Genomic DNA, 17882 nt, shown 5'->3' on the forward strand with positions numbered 1-17882 from the left:
ACGGTAGGGCATACCGGATCTAAAGCTTGGGGAGATTTGCCCTCTAGCCTGGTTGGAGCAATCCTGCTAGGTTATGGCGAGTCTGTGAACCAAGAATCCTCGTGCCTTTAGGCCGAGGAGTGTCAAAGCAGTCATGATTATCTAACTGTTTCGCGGGAATGGGCATTAGTTGAGCCTTTCCTAAAACCCGGGGGCTGGGTTGCATTCCACGACACCCATTTACCGGATCCCCTCAAAGTTTGGACAGAAGAAGCTCAACCAAATTTAATTAATCCCCAATATGCGGGTTCTATTGCTTGTGGACAGAAACCCCCTTAATCTAAAGTGCTACGGAAAAAGTCGATAGTTTCGTGCAATGCCACAATAAAACGGTCAATCTCAGCGTGGGTATTGTAGAAATAGAGACTCGCCCGGGCGCTCCCTGTGACCCCTAGGAGGCGATGTAAGGGCTGGGTGCAGTGGTGGCCTGAACGGATAGCTACTCCCTCATGATCTAATAGGGTGGAGAGGTCGCTAGCGTTCAATCCGGCCACGTTAAAGGCTGCTAAGGAGGCCCGTCCTTTGCCCTCGGGGGTGGGTTGAGGGCCATAGGTTTGTAGATCGGGAATTTCGGCTAATTTGGCGAATAAATGGGCGGTTAAGTCCTCTTCGTAGGCGTGGATGCGTTCCATCCCGATCTGGGTTAAGTAGTCAATGGCGGCCCCTAGTGCGATCGCCTCCCCAATGGCCGGAGTCCCTGCCTCAAATTTGTGAGGCAATCCCGCGTAGGTACAATGATCTAAAAATACATCCTGAATCATCTCCCCACCCCCCAAAAAAGGCGGCATGGCTTCTAAAAGTTCTAATTTGCCATAGAGGAAACCAATCCCCGTCGGGGCGCACATTTTATGTCCGGATGCCACTAACCAATCACAGCCAATGGCCTGGACATCCAGGGGTAAATGGGGAACACTTTGGCAGGCATCAATTAATACTTTTGCGCCCACTTGATGGGCTTGTTGCACAATTTCCCCAATGGGATTAATACAGCCCAAAGTGTTGGAAACATGAACCACAGAAACCAGTTTTGTTCTCTCAGAAAGTAGGGTTTTAAAGTGGTCTAAATCGAGTTCTTGTGTGGGGGTTAAACCAATATGTTTAATCACCGCCCCAGTTTTTTGGGCGATAATTTGCCAAGGGACTAAATTACTGTGGTGTTCCATCACCGAGAGGATAATCTCATCCCCCGCTTTTAGGGTATTGAGTCCCCAACTGTAAGCGACCAAGTTAATGGCCTCTGTGGCATTGCGGGTATAAACGATTTCGTTGCGATCGCCTGCTTTAATAAACTGGGCAATTTTATCCCTTGTCCCCTCATAATTCTCTGTCGCCAAGGTGCTTAAGGTATGCGCCCCCCGGTGGACATTGGCATTATACCCCCGATAGTATTCCTCTAATTTACTCAGCACCGCTAAGGGTTTTTGGGAGGTAGCCGCACTGTCAAAATAGATTAGGGCTTTATCGTGGATTCGTTGGTCCAACAGGGGGAAATCTGCCCGAATTTCTTCAGCTAAGGTTTGTTCTTTTAAGAAGGTCATAATGAGTTTAAAAATCTTGTTTAACTAAATTATTTGAATTGACAATTCCGTTAATCAAACATTATACGAGGGTTAGAACCTGCTGTGCGTTCGAGATTAGAAATAACTTTTAAGGTTCTGGGAAGATTGAGTAAAGCTTTAGTGTGTTGAGATGTATTAATACTGAACTTTAGCCCCTACTTGATGGGGCTAAAGCCCAACAACAGACCTATTGACTACTCATAAGTACGACAAGAAACACATTGAGCAACCATTTTCTGCAAGGAAGGTAAGGGCAAACGATCTAAAATTTCTGCCGCAAACGCATCCAGGAGTAAATTCCGCGCACTGTCGGCATTAATGCCCCGACTTTGCAGATAAAATAGCTCATCGGCATCAATTTGACTAATCGTTGCGCCGTGAGTACATTTCACATTATCGGCTGTGATTTGTAACTGGGGTTTGGTGTCAATTCGCGCTTTCGGAGACAATAATAAATTGCGATTGAGTTGGGCGGCATTGGTTTCTTGTGCCTTTTGGGGAACCGTTACCTTGCCGCTAAAAATAGCATGAGCTTTGTGGTCTACAATGCACTTATGGAGGTGATTGGTGGTGCCGTGAGGATAGTTTAACCAAACCCCGCTATGAGTGTCAGAAATCTGCTCTCGCCCAATTAAGGTTAACCCGTTTAAATAGGTTTCCGTGTGTTCTCCTTTTTGCCAAACATCTAAGTTATGGCGAGAGAGTTTCGCCCCTAGATGTAAGGTGTTACAGGTGTAATGACTGTTGCGACTTTGAGCAACGGCGGTTTTACAGATATGGAAGGCATCCCCAGATTCTCGTTGCAGGAGGGTATGATTCACCCGGGCATTTTCTTCTACAAATACCTCCATCACGCTGTTGGTGAAGTAGGGGTGCTGGGTGGGGCGATCGCTACAATCCTCGGCCGTGACGCTATACTGCTCTAATACCGTCAAACTCGCCCCTTTTTCGGCCACAATTAAACCCCGTGGCAAGCAGAAGGTGGGATGTTCTTCTACACTGGTGACAAACAGCAAATGAATGGGCGTTTCTACAATGACATTCTTTTTCGCCCAAATCACCGCCACATCGGGAAACCCTGTACTATTGAGGGCTGTAAATACCTCTTGTTCCCCGTCGTGATGGGCAATATACTTAATGGCCTCATAGGTATCTTCTAGGGGCAATTGGGCTAAATTGCCTACAAAAACCCCGTCTGGCAAAGCCGAAACATCGGAATACTCCGGGGAATATACCCCATTCACAAATACCAGACGACTCTGGGAGGCTTCTTTTAGGGTAAGGGGTGCGATCGCACTTTGTCGAGGAACCACCGTCTGGGCCTTCACAAACTGAGTCGCCAACAACTCCGACAAATCCGTAAATCGCCACTCCTCATCTTGCCGCGTCGGCATTCGTTGCCGTGCCGCATCATAGGCCGCCCTCTGGCGCAATTCCTGCAACCAACCTACAATTTCCGCATGAATCCGGATTTGTTGACCTTCACTTTGTTTTAACAAAGCGCCTAAATACTCATCGTGCGTCATAGCTTCACTGACTGAAACAGTCGGACTGGGAGATAATTGAACAGACATTAACCGCCTACCCCCGCAACTGCTGCCTCTTCGTCTAAGAAGTCATAACCCCGAGACTCTAACTCTAACGCTAACTCCTTACCGCCACTCGTGACAATTTGCCCCGCGTGCATCACATGAACATAATCCGGTTCGACGTAGTTCAACAGGCGTTGATAGTGCGTAATCATAACTGTAGCATTCTCTGGGGTAGCCAGTTGATTCACACCGTTCGCTACAATCTTCAGCGCGTCAATATCTAAACCGGAATCCGTCTCATCTAAAATCGCTAGTTTATGTTCCAGCAAGGCCATTTGCAGGATTTCGTTGCGTTTTTTCTCTCCCCCGGAAAAGCCCTCATTGAGACTGCGACTCAAGAAACTGGCATCCATTTTCACCACATCCAGTTTCTCTTCAATCAAATCCTCAAAGTCAAACATATCTAACTCTTCGAGTCCCAAATATTTCCGACGGGTGTTATAGGCTACCCGCAGGAAATCTAAATTACTCACCCCCGGAATTTCTAAAGGATATTGGAAAGCTAAAAACACCCCGCGTAAAGCCCTTTCTTCCGGTTCAAGGTCGAGAATATTTTCCCCTTGAAAAATAATTTCTCCCCCGGTAACTTCATAGTCAGGGTGTCCCGCTAAGACCTTAGAAAAGGTACTTTTGCCCGAACCATTCCGCCCCATAATGGCGTGAATTTCCCCCGCTTTCACTTCAAAATTAACCCCTTTTAAAATAGGAGTTCCGTCTACACTAGCCGTCAAGTTTTTGACGGATAAAATAACTGGGCTATTTTCTTGAATCATGATGGTATGGGATGAAAATAAGAGATTTTTTGCTGTCGTTTAGGTGGTTTTGATCAAGGGTGACTAAATTGCTGTCAAACTTTGCCCAAACAAGGCGAAATAGCAATTTCCAGACTATCTGGGAGAGAAGACTGCAACAGCCCATTTTCTCCCCCGCCAATGTTCTGGAATAGCGAACGCTTTACAGCACGTTTAAAACATTTTGTCAAGCTATTTATCAAGGATAAATCGGGCAAGACTGGGACCCACAAATTAGAGTTAAACCGCTCTAATTTTGCAAAATTAACCCACGGTTCCTTCTAACTTGAGACTCAACAATTTATCCGCTTCTGCGGCGAATTCCATGGGCAATTGATTAAACACATCTTTACAGAAACCACTAATCAACATCGAAATGGCATCTTCGGCGCTAATTCCCCGTTGGGCAAAATAGAATAATTGGTCTTCCCCAATTTTAGAAGTCGAGGCTTCATGTTCCACTTTAGCGGAATTGTGTTCCACTTGGATATAAGGGAACGTATTAGCTTCTGCACAGTCCCCAATTAACATGGAATCACACTGAGAATAATTCCGTGCGCCTACGGCTTTAGGTCCCATTTTCACCAAACCTCGATAGCTATTTTTCGAGTTTCCGGCGGAAATTCCTTTAGAAATAATCGTGCTACGGGTGTTTTTGCCAATATGCACCATTTTTGTTCCGGTGTCCGCTTGTTGCTTGTTGTTGGTCAGGGCAATGGAATAAAATTCACCTACGGAATTATCCCCCACTAACACACAACTGGGGTATTTCCAAGTAATCGCGGAACCGGTTTCAACTTGAGTCCAAGAAATCTTAGAATTAACCCCTTTACAGAGTCCCCGTTTGGTGACGAAATTATAAATTCCGCCCTTGCCGTTTTCGTCTCCAGCGTACCAGTTTTGAACGGTAGAATATTTAATATTGGCGTTATCTAAGGCCACCAATTCCACAATCGCGGCATGGAGTTGATTGCTGTCATACATTGGGGCGGTGCAGCCTTCTAAATAGCTCACAGAAGCCCCTTCTTCGGCCACAATTAAGGTTCGTTCAAATTGCCCTGTATCTCCGTTATTAATGCGGAAATAGGTAGACAGTTCCATGGGACAGGTGACTCCTTTGGGAATATACACAAAGGAACCATCACTAAACACGGCGGAGTTGAGGGCGGCAAAGTAGTTATCGCCCACGGGAACTACTGAGCCTAGGTATTTTTTAACTAACTCGGGATGCTCATGGATGGCTTCGGAAATAGAACAGAAAATAACGCCCGCTTCTGCGAGTTTTTCTTTGAAGGTGGTGGCAATGGAGACACTATCAAAGATGGCATCGACGGCGACATTGCTCAGGCGCTTCTGTTCAGATAGGGGAATCCCGAGTTTCTCGAAGGTTTCGAGGAGGGCGGGATCTACTTCATCGAGGGTTTTTAATTTTTCCCCTTTGGTTTTTGGGGCAGAGTAGTAGATAATATTTTGATAATCAATGGGAGGATAACCAACGTGCGCCCAAGTGGGTTCGCTCATCTTCAACCATTGCCGATAAGCTCTCAGACGAAACTCCAGCATGAATTCCGGCTCGTTTTTCTTGGCGGAGATGAGACGCACTACTTCTTCACTCAGCCCCCGTGGGATGGTGTCAGTCTCAATGTCGGTGATGAAACCGTATTTGTAGGGTTGGTTGACTAGGGTTTTAACAGATGTAGCAGTCATTGGGCTTTTGGTATTCTCTCAGTGATTGAATTTACAGCGATTAGAATTTACGGTGACTCCGGTTAAAGCGGCTCAGTTTAGCGTGTTCTCTATAGGGTGGGAGTAAATCCCCTTGGGGGGTATCTCGCTCTCGCCTTTGGTCTAGTATAGAGGTGAAAGATTTAAACAACACCTTGGTTGTTTAACTATCTTTAGGCTACATTAACAACAAAGATGTTGTCAAAGTTCTTTAGAAAGATTTTTTGTAGTCCATCACGCTCAGTCAACCATATAATCATGACCACCACTCAGCAAGCCTCTACAAAACAGGATATTCTGCACTATCTCCTCAAACAGGGTCACGCTACGGCCCAAGAGTTAGCGGATGCCCTAGATATTAGTCCCCAAGCGACGCGCCGCCATTTGAAGGATTTGGAGGGGGCGGAGTTAATCCAACACGAATTGATTCAGGTGGGGATGGGACGGCCTCAACATAAGTATTTTTTGAGTCGTCGCGGGAAGGAACAGTTTCCCCATCGCTACGGGGAGTTTACGGTTTCGTTTCTCGATACGTTGTTAGAGACGGTGGGGGAAGAGCAGGTGGGGGTGGTGTTACGGAAGCAGTGGGAACGGAAGGCGGAGGAATACCGCGATCGCATTGGCTCGGGATCTTTACGGGAGCGCCTGGAAAAACTGGTGAAATTGCGCCAAGAAGAGGGCTATATGGCGGAGTTGCACATTCTGGAGGAAGCGGGGCAGGAAACGGGGTATATTCTGGCAGAACATCATTGTGCCATTTCTGAGGTGGCGGAGTCTTTCCCGACGGTCTGCGGTCACGAGTTGGAAATGTTTGGGGCGGTTTTACCGGACTGCACCATTGAACGCACCCACTGGCTCAATGACGGGGAGCATGGTTGTGGGTATTTGGTGAAATCATTGAAAATTGATTAAGGCGCTAGACGCTCTCGCCGCCATTCCCCCCCTTCGAGACGGTAACGGAGACGGTCATGGAGACGACTGGGGCGACCTTGCCAGAATTCGATGGTGTGGGGGATGAGACGATATCCTCCCCAGTGGGGGGGGCGGGGAATGATTTGCTCTTGATATTGCTGTTGGAGGGCTTCTAAACGCTGTTCTAAGATGTCTCGATGGGGAATGACCTGACTTTGTTCGGAAGCCCAGGCCCCGAGTTGAGAGTTCAGGGGACGACTCCAAAAATATTGATCGGATTCTTCGGGGGAAACGGTTTCCACTCGCCCCTCTATGCGCACCTGTCGCTCTAATTGGGCCCACCAAAAGACAAGGGCGGCCTGGGGGTTGTGGCTCAGTTGTTGCCCTTTGTAGCTGGTGTAGTTGGTGAAAAAGACAAAGCCTTGGTCATCTAGGGCTTTTAATAATACCATGCGGGCAAAGGGTTGACCCTCGGGGCTGGCGGTGGCTAGGGTCATGGCGTTGGGTTCGGGCAGTTGGGCCGCGATCGCCTGCTCTAACCACAGTCTAAATTGTTGGCAGGGGTCTTCATGAGATTCCTGTTCTGTCAACCCCCCTTGGGTGTAGTTTTGGCGTAAATCTGCAATGGATAAGTTCATCAAAAAACCTAAAAATAAAGAGTGAGAGTTAGCACTTGATTTTAATAGAGTCGTCACCCTTGATTACTCGCCCTAGGATAGTTTTGATCCCGGAGGGCGGCAATAATTTGACTGTTGGCCTTGGGGAAGGGAAATTGATCAATTTCATCGAGTGTCACCCAGCGAATTTCTTGACATTCAATGGCTTGAGGTTCACCGCCGAGATAGCGACAATGGTAGACATTCAGGGTGATGCGAAAATGGCTGTAGGCGTGATTGACGGTGATGAGGCGATCGCCGACTTCCACCTCAATCCCCAATTCTTCCTGAATTTCCCGCCGGATACAGTCCTCATAACTTTCTCCGGCTTCCAGTTTTCCTCCCGGAAATTCCCACAGTCCGCCCAGAAGTCCACCTTCCAAACGCCGATCAATTAAAATCCGTCCCTGTTCGTTCCAAATCACAGCAACGCCAATATTTTTATGGGGTAAAGGGGAAGTCATTTCTCGCATGGGTAATTGATTTTGCAGACCTTCAAGATAGGATTGACAGTGTTTTTGCCAAGGACAGAGTAAACAAGCGGGATTTTTGGGAGTACAAAGGGTTGCCCCTAAGTCCATAATGGCTTGATTGAAGTCCTGGGGATGCTCAGAATCTAGTAGTTGATCGGACCATTGCCACAATTGGGATAGAGCTTGATTGGGAGGCACTAACAGCGCTGTGAGACGGGCCAAGACTCGTTTCACGTTACCATCTAGAATCGAAACGGGCTGATTAAAAGCCGCACTGAGGATTCCGCCGGCCGTGGTGCGACCAATCCCCGGCAACTTTAACACCTGCTCTAGGGTTTGGGGAAAAATTCCCCCATAATCTTTTACAATCTTCTGGGCGGCTTTGTGGAGATTGCGCCCTCGGGCATAGTACCCTAATCCTTCCCACACCTTCAGAACTTCTTGTTGATCCGCCCGGGCCAACTCCTCTAAGGTGGGAAATTTCTTGAACCAACGCTGATAATAGGGGATAACGGTTTTAACTTGGGTTTGTTGCAGCATGATTTCTGAAACCCAAATTTTATAGGGATCAGACTCTCCCCGCCAGGGTAGATCCCGCCCTTGGTGTTGATACCAAGTGAGGAGGGAGCGCCGCAATTCTGCGATCGCCGGATCAGAGAATCGACTGGCTTGTTGGGGAACAGTCCGGTGTGATCTACTCTGCGTCTTTTGCCCCACTTTCAACGCCTTGAATCGCGTTTTCAAAGTTCATCCGTTGCTCGGCATTGCGCAAAAAATAACCGCTCATAATGGCCGAGGCCAACAAGCGCCCTAAATGTTCGCGACTGGTGCTAATAGTGACATCAAAATGCTCCGACGGGAGAGTTCCCAATAAACCAATAATATTGCGTTCCATCACACTGAACACCTCAGACGATTGCGGCCGAGAGAGTTGGGCAATGGTTTCAGGACTTAGATTTTGGACATATTGCCACAGTTGATTCCCACCCTCATGATCATTACCCATAAAATCTTGACTCCGGTTACTCTCGTAATTCACGGTTTTACCTCCTAGCATGGTTTGCTGTGAACAGCTTGCTTTTCCACTGATGTGAAGCTATTACACCACCGGGGGACTCCTTGCAAACTAATGTAACAATTGTAGCCTCTTATGACACATCGCTTTACCGATCTTCACGTTTCGGCTTTCTGGGGATGACACCCTGTTAGGGGTCTGAAGGAATCATTTAATTGTCCTATATTTTTATAGTACCCGTTTCGCTTTGAGTGTAAACTAAAAGGCTGTGACTTTTTTCCAACTTCAGTTAAAGCCCCTCACCGTTGAACAACTCGACGCGGTAGTTGAGTTAGACCGTCTGTGTCTCGGTGGTTTATGGACGATGGAGGGCTATCGGCGAGAATTAGACAGTCCAAACAGTGAGTTGCTGGTTTTGAGCATTCCGGGACAGTCTCACTTGCTGGGAGTGGGTTGTTTTTGGGCCATTTTAGAAGAAGCGCATATTACGATTTTGGCAGTTCATCCTAACTATCACGGTCAAGGCCTCGGCAAACTCTTGCTGTCTGCTCTGTTAGCACGGGCAGGTCAACGAGGGTTAGAACGAGCTACCTTGGAAGTGAGGACTTCCAATGCCGTCGCCCTAGGTCTGTATGAAAAATTCGGCTTTAAAGTCGCCGGAAGTCGCCCGAAATACTACCAGAATCCAGCCGAGGATGCTTTGATTTTGTGGCGGAGTGGGCTGCAATACCCATCCTTTGCCCAAGAAGTAGCCCAGTGGCAAGCAGAAGCGGCCGCCCGTCTGAAGGAGTATCACTGGCATTGGAGCGAAACCATTCGGGAGGTGCGATCGCCCAAAAATCCTTAGCCATGACCGGGAATAACGCGCCTTTTTCGGTCAATTATCCCCGCTAACTGAATCGTTCAACCCTATCTCCCATCAACGCTACAGGCTTTTAAATCAAGCCCCCGATGGCGGGAAAGGAAGCTGAATCCCTGTGGATTTCTACAGGGATAAATTAGCCTATGCTAGAATGAGCAACACAACGGGCAAGCAACAGGTGATGAAATAGGTCATGTTTGAACGCTTCACAGAAAAAGCCATTAAGGTGATCATGCTCGCTCAGGAGGAAGCTAGACGCTTAGGCCACAATTTTGTTGGCACCGAGCAAATCCTTCTGGGCCTAATCGGCGAAGGGACCGGCGTAGCGGCTAAAGTCCTGAAATCCATGGGCGTGAATCTCAAAGATGCCAGAATCGAAGTCGAAAAAATCATCGGACGCGGTTCTGGCTTCGTCGCAGTAGAAATTCCCTTTACCCCCCGAGCCAAGCGGGTTCTAGAGTTATCTCTCGAAGAAGCGCGCCAACTCGGACATAACTACATCGGGACAGAACACCTCCTCCTCGGCTTAATCCGCGAGGGTGAGGGTGTGGCTGCCCGGGTGTTAGAAAACTTGGGGGTTGATCTCTCGAAAGTCAGAACCCAAGTGATTCGGATGTTAGGGGAAACGGCCGAAGTTTCCGCCGGAGGTGGCACCCAAGGCCGCACCAAAACCCCCACCCTGGACGAATTCGGCTCAAACCTCACCGTGATGGCTGGGGAGGGCAAATTAGACCCAGTGGTAGGACGGGTGAAGGAAATTGAACGGGTGATCCAAATCCTCGGACGACGGACCAAAAACAACCCGGTGCTGATTGGGGAGTCGGGGGTGGGGAAAACCGCGATCGCCGAAGGTCTAGCCCAACGCATCGCCAACGCCGATGTTCCCGATATCCTGGAAGATAAGCGGGTTGTTACGTTGGATATTGGTTTATTAGTGGCTGGGACTAAATATCGGGGGGAATTTGAAGAACGTCTCAAGAAGATCATGGACGAGATTCGCTCGGCCGGAAATGTGATCTTAGTGATTGACGAAGTTCATACCCTGATTGGAGCCGGAGCGGCCGAAGGGGCCATTGATGCGGCCAACATCCTCAAACCAGCCTTAGCACGGGGTGAACTCCAGTGCATCGGGGCTACAACCTTGGATGAGTACCGCAAGCACATTGAACGGGATGCCGCCCTAGAACGCCGTTTCCAGCCTGTGATGGTGGGAGAACCAACGGTAGATGAAACCATTGAGATTCTGTTTGGGTTGCGCGAACGTTACGAACAACACCACAAACTGAAAATCTTGGATGAGGCACTAGAAGCAGCCGCCAAGCTATCGGATCGGTATATTAGCGATCGCTACCTGCCCGACAAAGCTATTGACTTAATCGACGAAGCCGGATCCCGGGTGCGCTTGATGAACTCCCAACTGCCCCCAGCGGCCAAGGAATTGGACAAACAACTGCGCCAGATTCTCAAGCAAAAAGATGATGCAGTGCGCGCCCAAGACTTTGATAAGGCCGGGGAACTGCGCGATCGCGAAATGGAAATCAAAGCCGAAATTCGTGCGATCGCCGCCGCCAAAAAAGGCGAAGACGACAAAGGCGAAGAAGGCCCCATGGTGGACTCCGAGGAAATCGCCCACATCGTCGCCTCCTGGACAGGAGTTCCGGTGAACAAACTCACCGAAACCGAGTCCGAAAAACTCCTACACATGGAAGACACCCTGCATCAACGCCTAATTGGGCAAGAAGATGCCGTCAAAGCCGTCTCCCGTGCCATCCGTCGCGCCCGTGTTGGCCTCAAGAACCCCAACCGACCCATCGCCAGTTTCATCTTCTCCGGTCCCACCGGGGTCGGTAAAACTGAGTTAACCAAATCCCTAGCCGCCTACTTCTTCGGGTCCGAAGATGCCATGATTCGCCTGGATATGTCCGAATACATGGAACGACACACCGTTTCCAAGTTAATCGGTTCCCCTCCCGGCTACGTCGGCTACAACGAAGGCGGGCAACTCACCGAAGCCGTCCGTCGTCGTCCTTACACCGTCGTCCTCTTCGACGAAATTGAAAAAGCCCACCCCGACGTTTTCAATATGCTGTTGCAAATCCTAGAAGACGGTCGTCTGACCGATGCCAAAGGACGCACAGTAGACTTTAAAAACACCCTTTTAATCATGACCTCTAACATCGGGTCAAAAGTGATTGAAAAAGGAGGCGGCGGCCTCGGATTCGAGTTCAGCGACGACAAGACCGAAGCCCAATATAACCGCATTCGTTCCCTCGTCAACGAAGAGTTAAAACAATACTTCCGGCCTGAATTCCTCAACCGTCTTGATGAAATCATCGTCTTCCGTCAACTGTCCAAAGACGAAGTTAAGGAAATCGCCGATCTTCTGCTCAAAGAAGTGTTCAATCGTTTGACAGAACAAGGTATTTCCTTAGATGTCACCGAGAAATTCAAAGACCGTCTCGTTGAGGAAGGATACAACCCCAGTTACGGAGCCCGTCCCTTACGTCGTGCCATTATGCGACTCTTAGAAGACGTTCTCGCTGAGGAAATTCTCTCCGGTCGTTTGGGCGATGGAGACACCGCCAGCGTGGACATTGACGAAGAAAATAAAGTCATTGTCCGGGCCGGTGAACAGCCTAAGATCCTGTTAGAGAAGAACTAAGGTTCTTTGCTGTTTGAGTGGTTAAAAAAAGGAGTGAGTCTAATGGCTCACTCCTTATTCTCTCCTAGTAGCTTATAGCGGATTTGGCAAAGATGCAATTGCCCGAGAGGTCGTTAATAAAGTAGGCATATAGCAATCCTAGATGATTTATGAGAGGAGTTATAGCCGGAAGTATTTCTCGTAGTTATTCTGCCTTGGTCTATCTTACAAATGACTTGGGATTGCTATATAACTATTTTGATAGCAAAACACAGTCAAGAAACTTTATTAAGGAGATAAAACTATGAAAGGTTACATCAAAGGAAAAACTATTATTCTGTTAGAAAATTTACCAGAGATTCTCAAAGATGGTGATGAAGTGGATATTTCAATTAACCAAATTTCTGAGAATAAAAAATACCCTTTTCCCACTTTTCAACTAGGAGTTAAAGACGAATATCTAAGCCGAGATAAAATTTATGAACACGAATAGAGTTTTTTTTGATACTAATGTTTTGATTTACGCCCATGATCAATCAGCAATTAATCATCAAGATTCAGCCAAACTCTTAAAATTAGTATTTGCAAATCACATTCAAGGTGTTTTAGCAGAACAAAATATCATTGAACTGTATCGAATTTTAACTAATTCTGTGGCAATGAAAGGGAAACCTTTAACACCTCAACAAACTAATGACTTAATTCGAGATGTTTATTTAGGAGGTAATTTTGAAATTATTTATCCAGTTAATTCAACTTTAGATAAAGTTTTGAAACTAGCTGTTAATAGCAATGTTACCTCTGCTAAAATTTTCGATATTCGTTTAGCTGCTGCAATTTTGGAATCCCAAATTGATTATTTTGCAACTTACAACATTATTCATTTCCAAGGAATCCCTAATATTAAGCCTTTAACAGCTTCACAAATCATCAATATTCTGAATCAATAAGGATAAAATATGATCAAAATCATTTCACTTGTAACTACTTTGCGCTGCTGTTTTTGTATTTCCTGATAAACAATAATAGCGGTCTTATGCCAACGATCTTTAGGATGTAAAAGGGCAATCCAGAATCCCGTATCAGCAAAAACAGGTTTCATGAATGATAAAGGTAATGATCAATCTGTTCAGAGGCATCTTCAGGAAGTGTTTCCCAAACTTCATCAGGGACTTCCGCCACAGATTCTGTTACAATTTGCCAGAAAGGTTGAGCAGATTGGTCAAAAGATGAGTCTAGGTTAGTCTCTGGAGGAATCAGAGAATTACGTTGAGACGTTTCAGTGTTCTGTATCGTTTGTCTCACAAAGGCTTCTAATTCCCCTAGAGTTAAACTAGCAACAGAACGCTGAGGATCAAATGAAGTTGTTGTCATTGAGATTAATTCTATAGCTAGTCCTAATGAGACGTGAACTGTGGGCTATTGTCCTAGTTGAATTGCAGGCGAACCTTTTTAGCACGACTCAGATAGGTTCGCTATAGATGAAAGCAAAGTAATTCCTTCAATGTCGGCGTTTAATCCGGTGTTAAATTTGGGCGCTCCTCCAATTCCCCCAGAGGATCACTAGGGGGTAAGGTTGCCTCATCTACTTCTGGCGGGCTAGACTCCGCAGGGGATGCCGCCGTTTCTTCCGACTTCGCCTGACTATCTTTTTCCTCCAACTCCGACGGGGGGGGAGCAACAGGTGACACTGGGGGCGACTCTGTGGGGGCTGATTCTAACTTAACATTGCGCACCCGGCGAATTGGTAAATTAGCAATCAAGGAGGTCATGCGATGGTCACTTTGTAGGGAAAACTCTGACTCTCCCGTTTCAATTTCCACATAACGAGCCACCACTTCCAGAATTTCCTTCCGCATTGCCTCCACCGTTTCACGACTCAGATCAGCCCGATCATGGGCAATCACTAATTTTAGACGCTGTTTCGCTGCCGTCCGACTGTTGACATCGCCCCGCCAGTTCAGGAGTTTGCTAAAAAATTTGTAAAGCATAGCCGAGTTGGGTTGAGTAGTACACACAGGATTACAGAAGCCAAAATTAGCCTCGGAAGAAACGACGAATCCGAGAAAAAATGTTTTCTTGGGCGGCCATGAGGTCTAAAAAAGGAACTCGTTCGCCGTCAATGCGTCGGGCGATATTCTGGAAAGCAATCCCCGGCAGGGTGTTTGCTTTGTCCAAGAGTATAGGTTCTCCCTTGTTGCTAGAGACAATAATCTGCTCATCGTCGGGAATGATGCCAATGAGGGGAATCGCCAGAATTTCTAACACATCATCAACGCTCATCATGTCGTTACTTTGTACCATCTGGGGCTTGATGCGGTTGACAATCAGGTTAATTTTGCGGATGTCGTTGGCTTCGAGTAAGCCAATCACCCGATCTGCATCTCGCACGGCGGCCACCTCTGGAGTGGTGACTACAATCGCCTCCTGTGCCGCAGAAATGGCGTTACGAAAGCCCATTTCAATCCCGGCGGGTGAATCAACCAAAATGAATTCAAACGCCTTGCTGAGGGCATAGAGGAGGGTTCTCATTTGATCGGGGGTGACGGCTTCCTTGGTGCGGTTTTGGGCGGCCGGGAGTAGAACTAAACCGGGCTGACGTTTATCTTTGACTAAAGCTTGTTCTAAACGACAGTGGCCAGCGATCGCCTCTACGGCTGTATAGACTACACGATTTTCTAAACCCAGCAAGAGGTCAAGGTTTCGCAGCCCAAAATCCGCATCTACTAAGGCCACCGTATGACCCCGTTTGGCAATGGCTGTCCCTAAGTTAGCTGTAATCGTGCTTTTCCCTACCCCTCCCTTGCCGGAGGTAATAACAATAATGCGACTCATTCTCTAGGTAATTCTCTAGGTAATTGGTGATTCCTAAGCAAATAAAAGCCAAGGGCTATCCCGATGGGTTCATTTTCAGGAATTGTCTCCCTTTTCTAACCAGCTATTTTCTGAGAAAGAAAAAGTATGAGTCTTAAAGAAATGAACCGCCCGGGCTAAACGAATGCCCGAGGGAGTAATATAGGCGATTTCAGGATAGAACTCATCTAGGGGAGTTTCCGGAGGACGTGCGATCGCCTCGGCAATCCGTAGTTGAGTCGCTTCCATTTGCAAGGCGAAAATATGACAAGCCCGATTGCCTTGAGAGCCCGCATGGGCAATTCCCCGCAAACGGCCTAGCACTAGAATATCGCCTGCTGCGACAATCGTACTCCCCGGGTTGGTATCTCCCAACACTACCACCGTCCCCGGATGCTGGATTTCCAGCCCAGAACGCACAGTAGACTTGAGATAGAGCGGTTCTGCCCAATTTTCCGCCGAGGCCTGCACCACGGGACTCGCGGGAGTGGGATGGGTTGGCGTTTCCTGTTCCACTGAATACCCGGCTGTTGCTGCCGCGACAGCCGTTTGACGGCGACTGGTACTCACGCGGCGCAATTCCAGTTTTGCACTGCCCAAAGCCTGGGCAATTTCCTGTAACTGCCGCAGATCGAGGAGTTGATCCCCTGCCAACAAATGGACATCTGTCCCGGCCTGCCAGAAATTTTCACTACTATTTAAGCGGTGTTTCAGTTGATCCCATAACTCAGACCAATCCAACTTAACAGGACTCACCTGGGTACTCGGGAGGATGACCTTCACAATCTCTCCCTCCCGAGTTAAGCGAATTTGCTCCCGAGGATCTACTAACTCAATCCCCCTAGTGCCTTTCTCTTCGGGTCCATCGGATTCTGGGGGGGCTGTTTCGGGTGGCAAAGTTGCTCTTTTGAGCGGTTTCACGGACTCGGACACCACTAGGGGTTCTATCCCCTTGGCTAGTATTGCCCCTAGGGTGGGTTCTCCTGCTTCGGGAGGGGTTACAGGTTCGGCCTGTTCCGCCTCATTGGGAGCTTCCATCTCCTCAGCAGGGCTGGACTCTGAGTCCAGGTTGGTCTTTTCAGGAGGAGATAAACTATCCGGGATAGGTTCTGAGTCTTCTAGGATGCCAGTCTCTTCTAGAAGGGTGACTAATTCTTCTAATTCAGCATCTAGCTGACCATCAGAAATGATATTTTTTCCTTTCTCCTCATCAGTCATCGAAACAATAGGGCCCAAACCCCGTCCTTCAGAACGGCTTTATATGTTCCGATTATAGATCCCCTGCGCAAAACCCACGCTGTTTACTCGTGGCATCCGTGCAACCTCCCTCAAACCCCCCCAACCTGATCCCCGTAGGTTGGGTGAAGCGACAGCGCAACCCAACACCCCCCCTGTAGGTTGCAACCCAACAATGGGTGCCGACAGTCCCCCGGTTGACGGAGTGGCGGGAGGGGGAGGCCGGATTACGGGGTAACAAGCAGGCGTTCTGCTTCTTCGAGGTTGGTTTGGGCTGCGGTGAAGTCGGGATCGAGTTCGATGGCTCGTTGGAAGGCGGCGATCGCGTCTTCTAGTTGGCCTTGATCTCTCAGGGCAAGACCGAGATCGTGGTGGGCAATGACACTATTGGGGTTGAGTTCGACGACCCGTTGGTAAGAGGCGATCGCGTCTTCTAGTTGGCCTTGCGCTCTCAGGAGATCACCGAGAATGGAGTGGGCAAAAGCCTGATTAGGGTCGAGTTCGATTCCCCGTTGCAAGGCGGCGATCGCTTCTGCTCGTTGTCCTTGATCTCTCAGGACGTTGCCGAGATAGAGGTGAACCAGCCCATGATTAGGGTCAAGTTCAATGACCCGTTGGTAGGAGGCGATCGCTTCTTCGGGTTTCCCTTGGATACGCAGGGCATTCCCGAGATTGTAGTGAGCCATCGCACTATTGGGGTCGAGTTCGATGGCCTGTTGGTAGGAGGCGATCGCGGCTTCTACTTCTCCTTGGTAATACAGGGCATTCCCGAGATGGTAATGAGCCATCGCACTATTGGGGTTGAGTTCGATAGCCTGTTGATAGAAGGCGATCGCTTCTTCGGGTTGCCCTTGGGCGATTAGAACCGCACTGAAATAGAAGTGAGCATCAGGATGATTGGGATCGAGTTCGATGGCTCGTTGGAAGGCGGCGATCGCTTCTTTGGGTTTCTCTTGTTCGAGCAGGACAAAACCGAGATAGAAGTGAGCATCAGGATTATCGGGGTTGAGTTCGATTCCCCGTTGCAAGGAGGCGATCGCTTCTTCGGGTTTCTCTTGTGCCAGCAGGACACGACCGAGATTGAGGTGAACCAGGGAATTATTCGGGTCTTGTTGGATGGCTCGGCGGAACATCCTTTCTGCTTCCCTATATCGCCCCTCCGACCAAGCTGCATCACCCCACCGCAAAAACTGATCAACTGTCTGAGCCATCACCCTCTGGGGTGCAAACACCAACGACCCAGCCAAAATTAACCCGACTAACTTGCGATTGACCATAAAAACCTATCTCAACTGAACCAGTTTTCTGAGTTTAACCCACCTTTTTCCATGCCGCCATCATCCCCCCAGTGCAGGATCTACGGAGATTGATGGGGTGGTGAAGCGATCGCACAAACCGGAATTACCGATCATGTTTTCTTGAAAGCCCCGATACTTTAGGACGGGGATGAAAAGAAAAACAGTATGTAACCCGCGAAGCGTCAACACTTAATGAGCCTTGCCAGTTTTATTAAGTGTGTTATAATGGG

At 48.3% G+C, this 17882-nt stretch carries 18 protein-coding genes and 1 pseudogene; 6 read left to right on the forward strand and 13 right to left on the reverse strand.

Annotated features, from left to right (window positions below; all coding sequences use genetic code 11):
- A pseudogene (locus K4A83_RS23495) lies at positions 1-111 on the forward strand (RNA-guided endonuclease InsQ/TnpB family protein); the annotation flags it as partial.
- A gap of 203 nt (positions 112-314) precedes the next feature.
- Here K4A83_RS23495 and K4A83_RS17355 read toward each other — a convergent pair.
- The 4 genes from K4A83_RS17355 to sufB form a co-directional block, all read right to left on the reverse strand.
- On the reverse strand, positions 315-1577 hold the full coding sequence (locus tag K4A83_RS17355) for a SufS family cysteine desulfurase (RefSeq protein WP_265265911.1): 1263 nt from the start codon (positions 1575-1577) through the stop codon (positions 315-317).
- Positions 1578-1792: 215 nt separating this feature from the next.
- Positions 1793-3172 (reverse strand): Fe-S cluster assembly protein SufD, encoded by a 1380-nt coding sequence (gene sufD / locus K4A83_RS17360; RefSeq protein WP_265265912.1) that lies wholly within the window; start codon positions 3170-3172, stop codon positions 1793-1795.
- Positions 3172-3963, reverse strand: coding sequence for a Fe-S cluster assembly ATPase SufC (gene sufC / locus K4A83_RS17365; protein WP_265265913.1), 792 nt, complete (start codon positions 3961-3963; stop codon positions 3172-3174). The genes sufD and sufC overlap by 1 nt, the downstream gene beginning before the upstream one ends.
- 282 nt (positions 3964-4245) lie before the next feature.
- Positions 4246-5688, reverse strand: coding sequence for a Fe-S cluster assembly protein SufB (gene sufB / locus K4A83_RS17370; RefSeq protein WP_265265914.1), 1443 nt, complete (start codon positions 5686-5688; stop codon positions 4246-4248).
- A gap of 276 nt (positions 5689-5964) precedes the next feature.
- Between sufB and sufR the strand changes: the two genes are divergently transcribed.
- A complete protein-coding gene (gene sufR, locus K4A83_RS17375; protein WP_407810079.1) occupies positions 5965-6618 on the forward strand; it encodes an iron-sulfur cluster biosynthesis transcriptional regulator SufR in 654 nt (217 codons plus the stop codon).
- Here sufR and pdxH read toward each other — a convergent pair.
- From pdxH to K4A83_RS17390, 3 genes are read right to left on the reverse strand one after another with little or no spacing between them, the layout of a single operon-like run.
- The gene (gene pdxH / locus K4A83_RS17380) at positions 6615-7259 is read right to left on the reverse strand and encodes a pyridoxamine 5'-phosphate oxidase (protein WP_407810080.1); all 645 of its coding nucleotides are present in this window, start codon (positions 7257-7259) and stop codon (positions 6615-6617) included. The two genes, sufR and pdxH, sit on opposite strands and share 4 nt — an antisense overlap.
- 50 nt (positions 7260-7309) lie before the next feature.
- Positions 7310-8392 carry an A/G-specific adenine glycosylase gene (gene mutY / locus K4A83_RS17385; protein WP_407810086.1) on the reverse strand — a complete coding sequence of 361 codons (1083 nt, stop codon included), beginning with the start codon at positions 8390-8392 and terminating at the stop codon, positions 7310-7312.
- A 49-nt stretch (positions 8393-8441) separates the two neighbouring features.
- Positions 8442-8804 (reverse strand): DUF760 domain-containing protein, encoded by a 363-nt coding sequence (locus K4A83_RS17390; protein ID WP_407810082.1) that lies wholly within the window; start codon positions 8802-8804, stop codon positions 8442-8444.
- A gap of 226 nt (positions 8805-9030) precedes the next feature.
- Between K4A83_RS17390 and rimI the strand changes: the two genes are divergently transcribed.
- From rimI to K4A83_RS17410, 4 genes are all read left to right on the forward strand, one after another.
- Entirely contained in the window at positions 9031-9609 is a 579-nt protein-coding gene (gene rimI / locus K4A83_RS17395) for a ribosomal protein S18-alanine N-acetyltransferase (protein WP_265265919.1), read from the forward strand.
- A gap of 208 nt (positions 9610-9817) precedes the next feature.
- Positions 9818-12286 carry an ATP-dependent Clp protease ATP-binding subunit gene (locus tag K4A83_RS17400; protein WP_265265920.1) on the forward strand — a complete coding sequence of 823 codons (2469 nt, stop codon included), beginning with the start codon at positions 9818-9820 and terminating at the stop codon, positions 12284-12286.
- Between the two features lie 283 nt (positions 12287-12569).
- On the forward strand, positions 12570-12758 hold the full coding sequence (locus K4A83_RS17405; RefSeq protein ID WP_265265921.1) for a hypothetical protein: 189 nt from the start codon (positions 12570-12572) through the stop codon (positions 12756-12758).
- Positions 12745-13215, forward strand: coding sequence for a type II toxin-antitoxin system VapC family toxin (locus K4A83_RS17410; RefSeq protein WP_265265922.1), 471 nt, complete (start codon positions 12745-12747; stop codon positions 13213-13215). The genes K4A83_RS17405 and K4A83_RS17410 overlap by 14 nt, the downstream gene beginning before the upstream one ends.
- On the opposite strand, the gene K4A83_RS17415 is transcribed toward K4A83_RS17410, so the two are convergent.
- The 6 genes from K4A83_RS17415 to K4A83_RS17440 all read right to left on the reverse strand — a co-directional run bounded on the left by K4A83_RS17415 (position 13209) and on the right by K4A83_RS17440 (position 17631).
- A complete protein-coding gene (locus K4A83_RS17415) occupies positions 13209-13367 on the reverse strand; it encodes a PIN domain-containing protein (RefSeq protein WP_265265923.1) in 159 nt (52 codons plus the stop codon). The genes K4A83_RS17410 and K4A83_RS17415 overlap by 7 nt on opposite strands.
- On the reverse strand, positions 13364-13639 hold the full coding sequence (locus K4A83_RS17420) for a hypothetical protein (protein WP_265265924.1): 276 nt from the start codon (positions 13637-13639) through the stop codon (positions 13364-13366). Before K4A83_RS17420 ends, K4A83_RS17415 begins: the two co-directional genes overlap by 4 nt.
- Positions 13640-13779: 140 nt before the next feature.
- Positions 13780-14256, reverse strand: a complete 477-nt coding sequence (gene minE, locus K4A83_RS17425; protein ID WP_265265925.1) for a cell division topological specificity factor MinE — start codon at positions 14254-14256, stop codon at positions 13780-13782.
- 46 nt (positions 14257-14302) lie between these two features.
- Positions 14303-15100, reverse strand: coding sequence for a septum site-determining protein MinD (gene minD / locus K4A83_RS17430; protein WP_265265926.1), 798 nt, complete (start codon positions 15098-15100; stop codon positions 14303-14305).
- A gap of 75 nt (positions 15101-15175) precedes the next feature.
- Entirely contained in the window at positions 15176-16336 is a 1161-nt protein-coding gene (gene minC, locus K4A83_RS17435) for a septum site-determining protein MinC (RefSeq protein ID WP_265265927.1), read from the reverse strand.
- Positions 16337-16581: 245 nt separating this feature from the next.
- The gene (locus K4A83_RS17440; RefSeq protein WP_265265928.1) at positions 16582-17631 is read right to left on the reverse strand and encodes a tetratricopeptide repeat protein; all 1050 of its coding nucleotides are present in this window, start codon (positions 17629-17631) and stop codon (positions 16582-16584) included.
- Positions 17632-17882 lie beyond the last annotated feature (251 nt).

Origin of the sequence: Spirulina subsalsa FACHB-351, assembly GCF_026130165.1 — a bacterium.
Classification (GTDB): domain Bacteria; phylum Cyanobacteriota; class Cyanobacteriia; order Cyanobacteriales; family Spirulinaceae; genus Spirulina_A; species Spirulina_A subsalsa_A.

Excerpts from the sequence above, each read along its gene's own strand:
- sufD (WP_265265912.1), bottom strand. The coding sequence starts at position 3,172 with ATGTCTGTTCAATTATCTCCCAGTCCGACTGTTTCAGTCAGTGAAGCT.
- K4A83_RS17405 (WP_265265921.1), top strand. The coding sequence starts at position 12,570 with ATGAAAGGTTACATCAAAGGAAAAACTATTATTCTGTTAGAAAATTTA.
- K4A83_RS17355 (WP_265265911.1), bottom strand. The coding sequence starts at position 1,577 with ATGACCTTCTTAAAAGAACAAACCTTAGCTGAAGAAATTCGGGCAGAT.
- K4A83_RS17440 (WP_265265928.1), bottom strand. The coding sequence starts at position 17,631 with ATGGTCAATCGCAAGTTAGTCGGGTTAATTTTGGCTGGGTCGTTGGTG.
- K4A83_RS17400 (WP_265265920.1), top strand. The coding sequence starts at position 9,818 with ATGTTTGAACGCTTCACAGAAAAAGCCATTAAGGTGATCATGCTCGCT.
- K4A83_RS17420 (WP_265265924.1), bottom strand. The coding sequence starts at position 13,639 with ATGACAACAACTTCATTTGATCCTCAGCGTTCTGTTGCTAGTTTAACT.
- K4A83_RS17410 (WP_265265922.1), top strand. The coding sequence starts at position 12,745 with ATGAACACGAATAGAGTTTTTTTTGATACTAATGTTTTGATTTACGCC.
- K4A83_RS17390 (WP_407810082.1), bottom strand. The coding sequence starts at position 8,804 with ATGCTAGGAGGTAAAACCGTGAATTACGAGAGTAACCGGAGTCAAGAT.
- K4A83_RS17415 (WP_265265923.1), bottom strand. The coding sequence starts at position 13,367 with ATGAAACCTGTTTTTGCTGATACGGGATTCTGGATTGCCCTTTTACAT.
- sufB (WP_265265914.1), bottom strand. The coding sequence starts at position 5,688 with ATGACTGCTACATCTGTTAAAACCCTAGTCAACCAACCCTACAAATAC.
- minE (WP_265265925.1), bottom strand. The coding sequence starts at position 14,256 with ATGCTTTACAAATTTTTTAGCAAACTCCTGAACTGGCGGGGCGATGTC.
- minD (WP_265265926.1), bottom strand. The coding sequence starts at position 15,100 with ATGAGTCGCATTATTGTTATTACCTCCGGCAAGGGAGGGGTAGGGAAA.
- sufR (WP_407810079.1), top strand. The coding sequence starts at position 5,965 with ATGACCACCACTCAGCAAGCCTCTACAAAACAGGATATTCTGCACTAT.
- minC (WP_265265927.1), bottom strand. The coding sequence starts at position 16,336 with ATGACTGATGAGGAGAAAGGAAAAAATATCATTTCTGATGGTCAGCTA.
- sufC (WP_265265913.1), bottom strand. The coding sequence starts at position 3,963 with ATGATTCAAGAAAATAGCCCAGTTATTTTATCCGTCAAAAACTTGACG.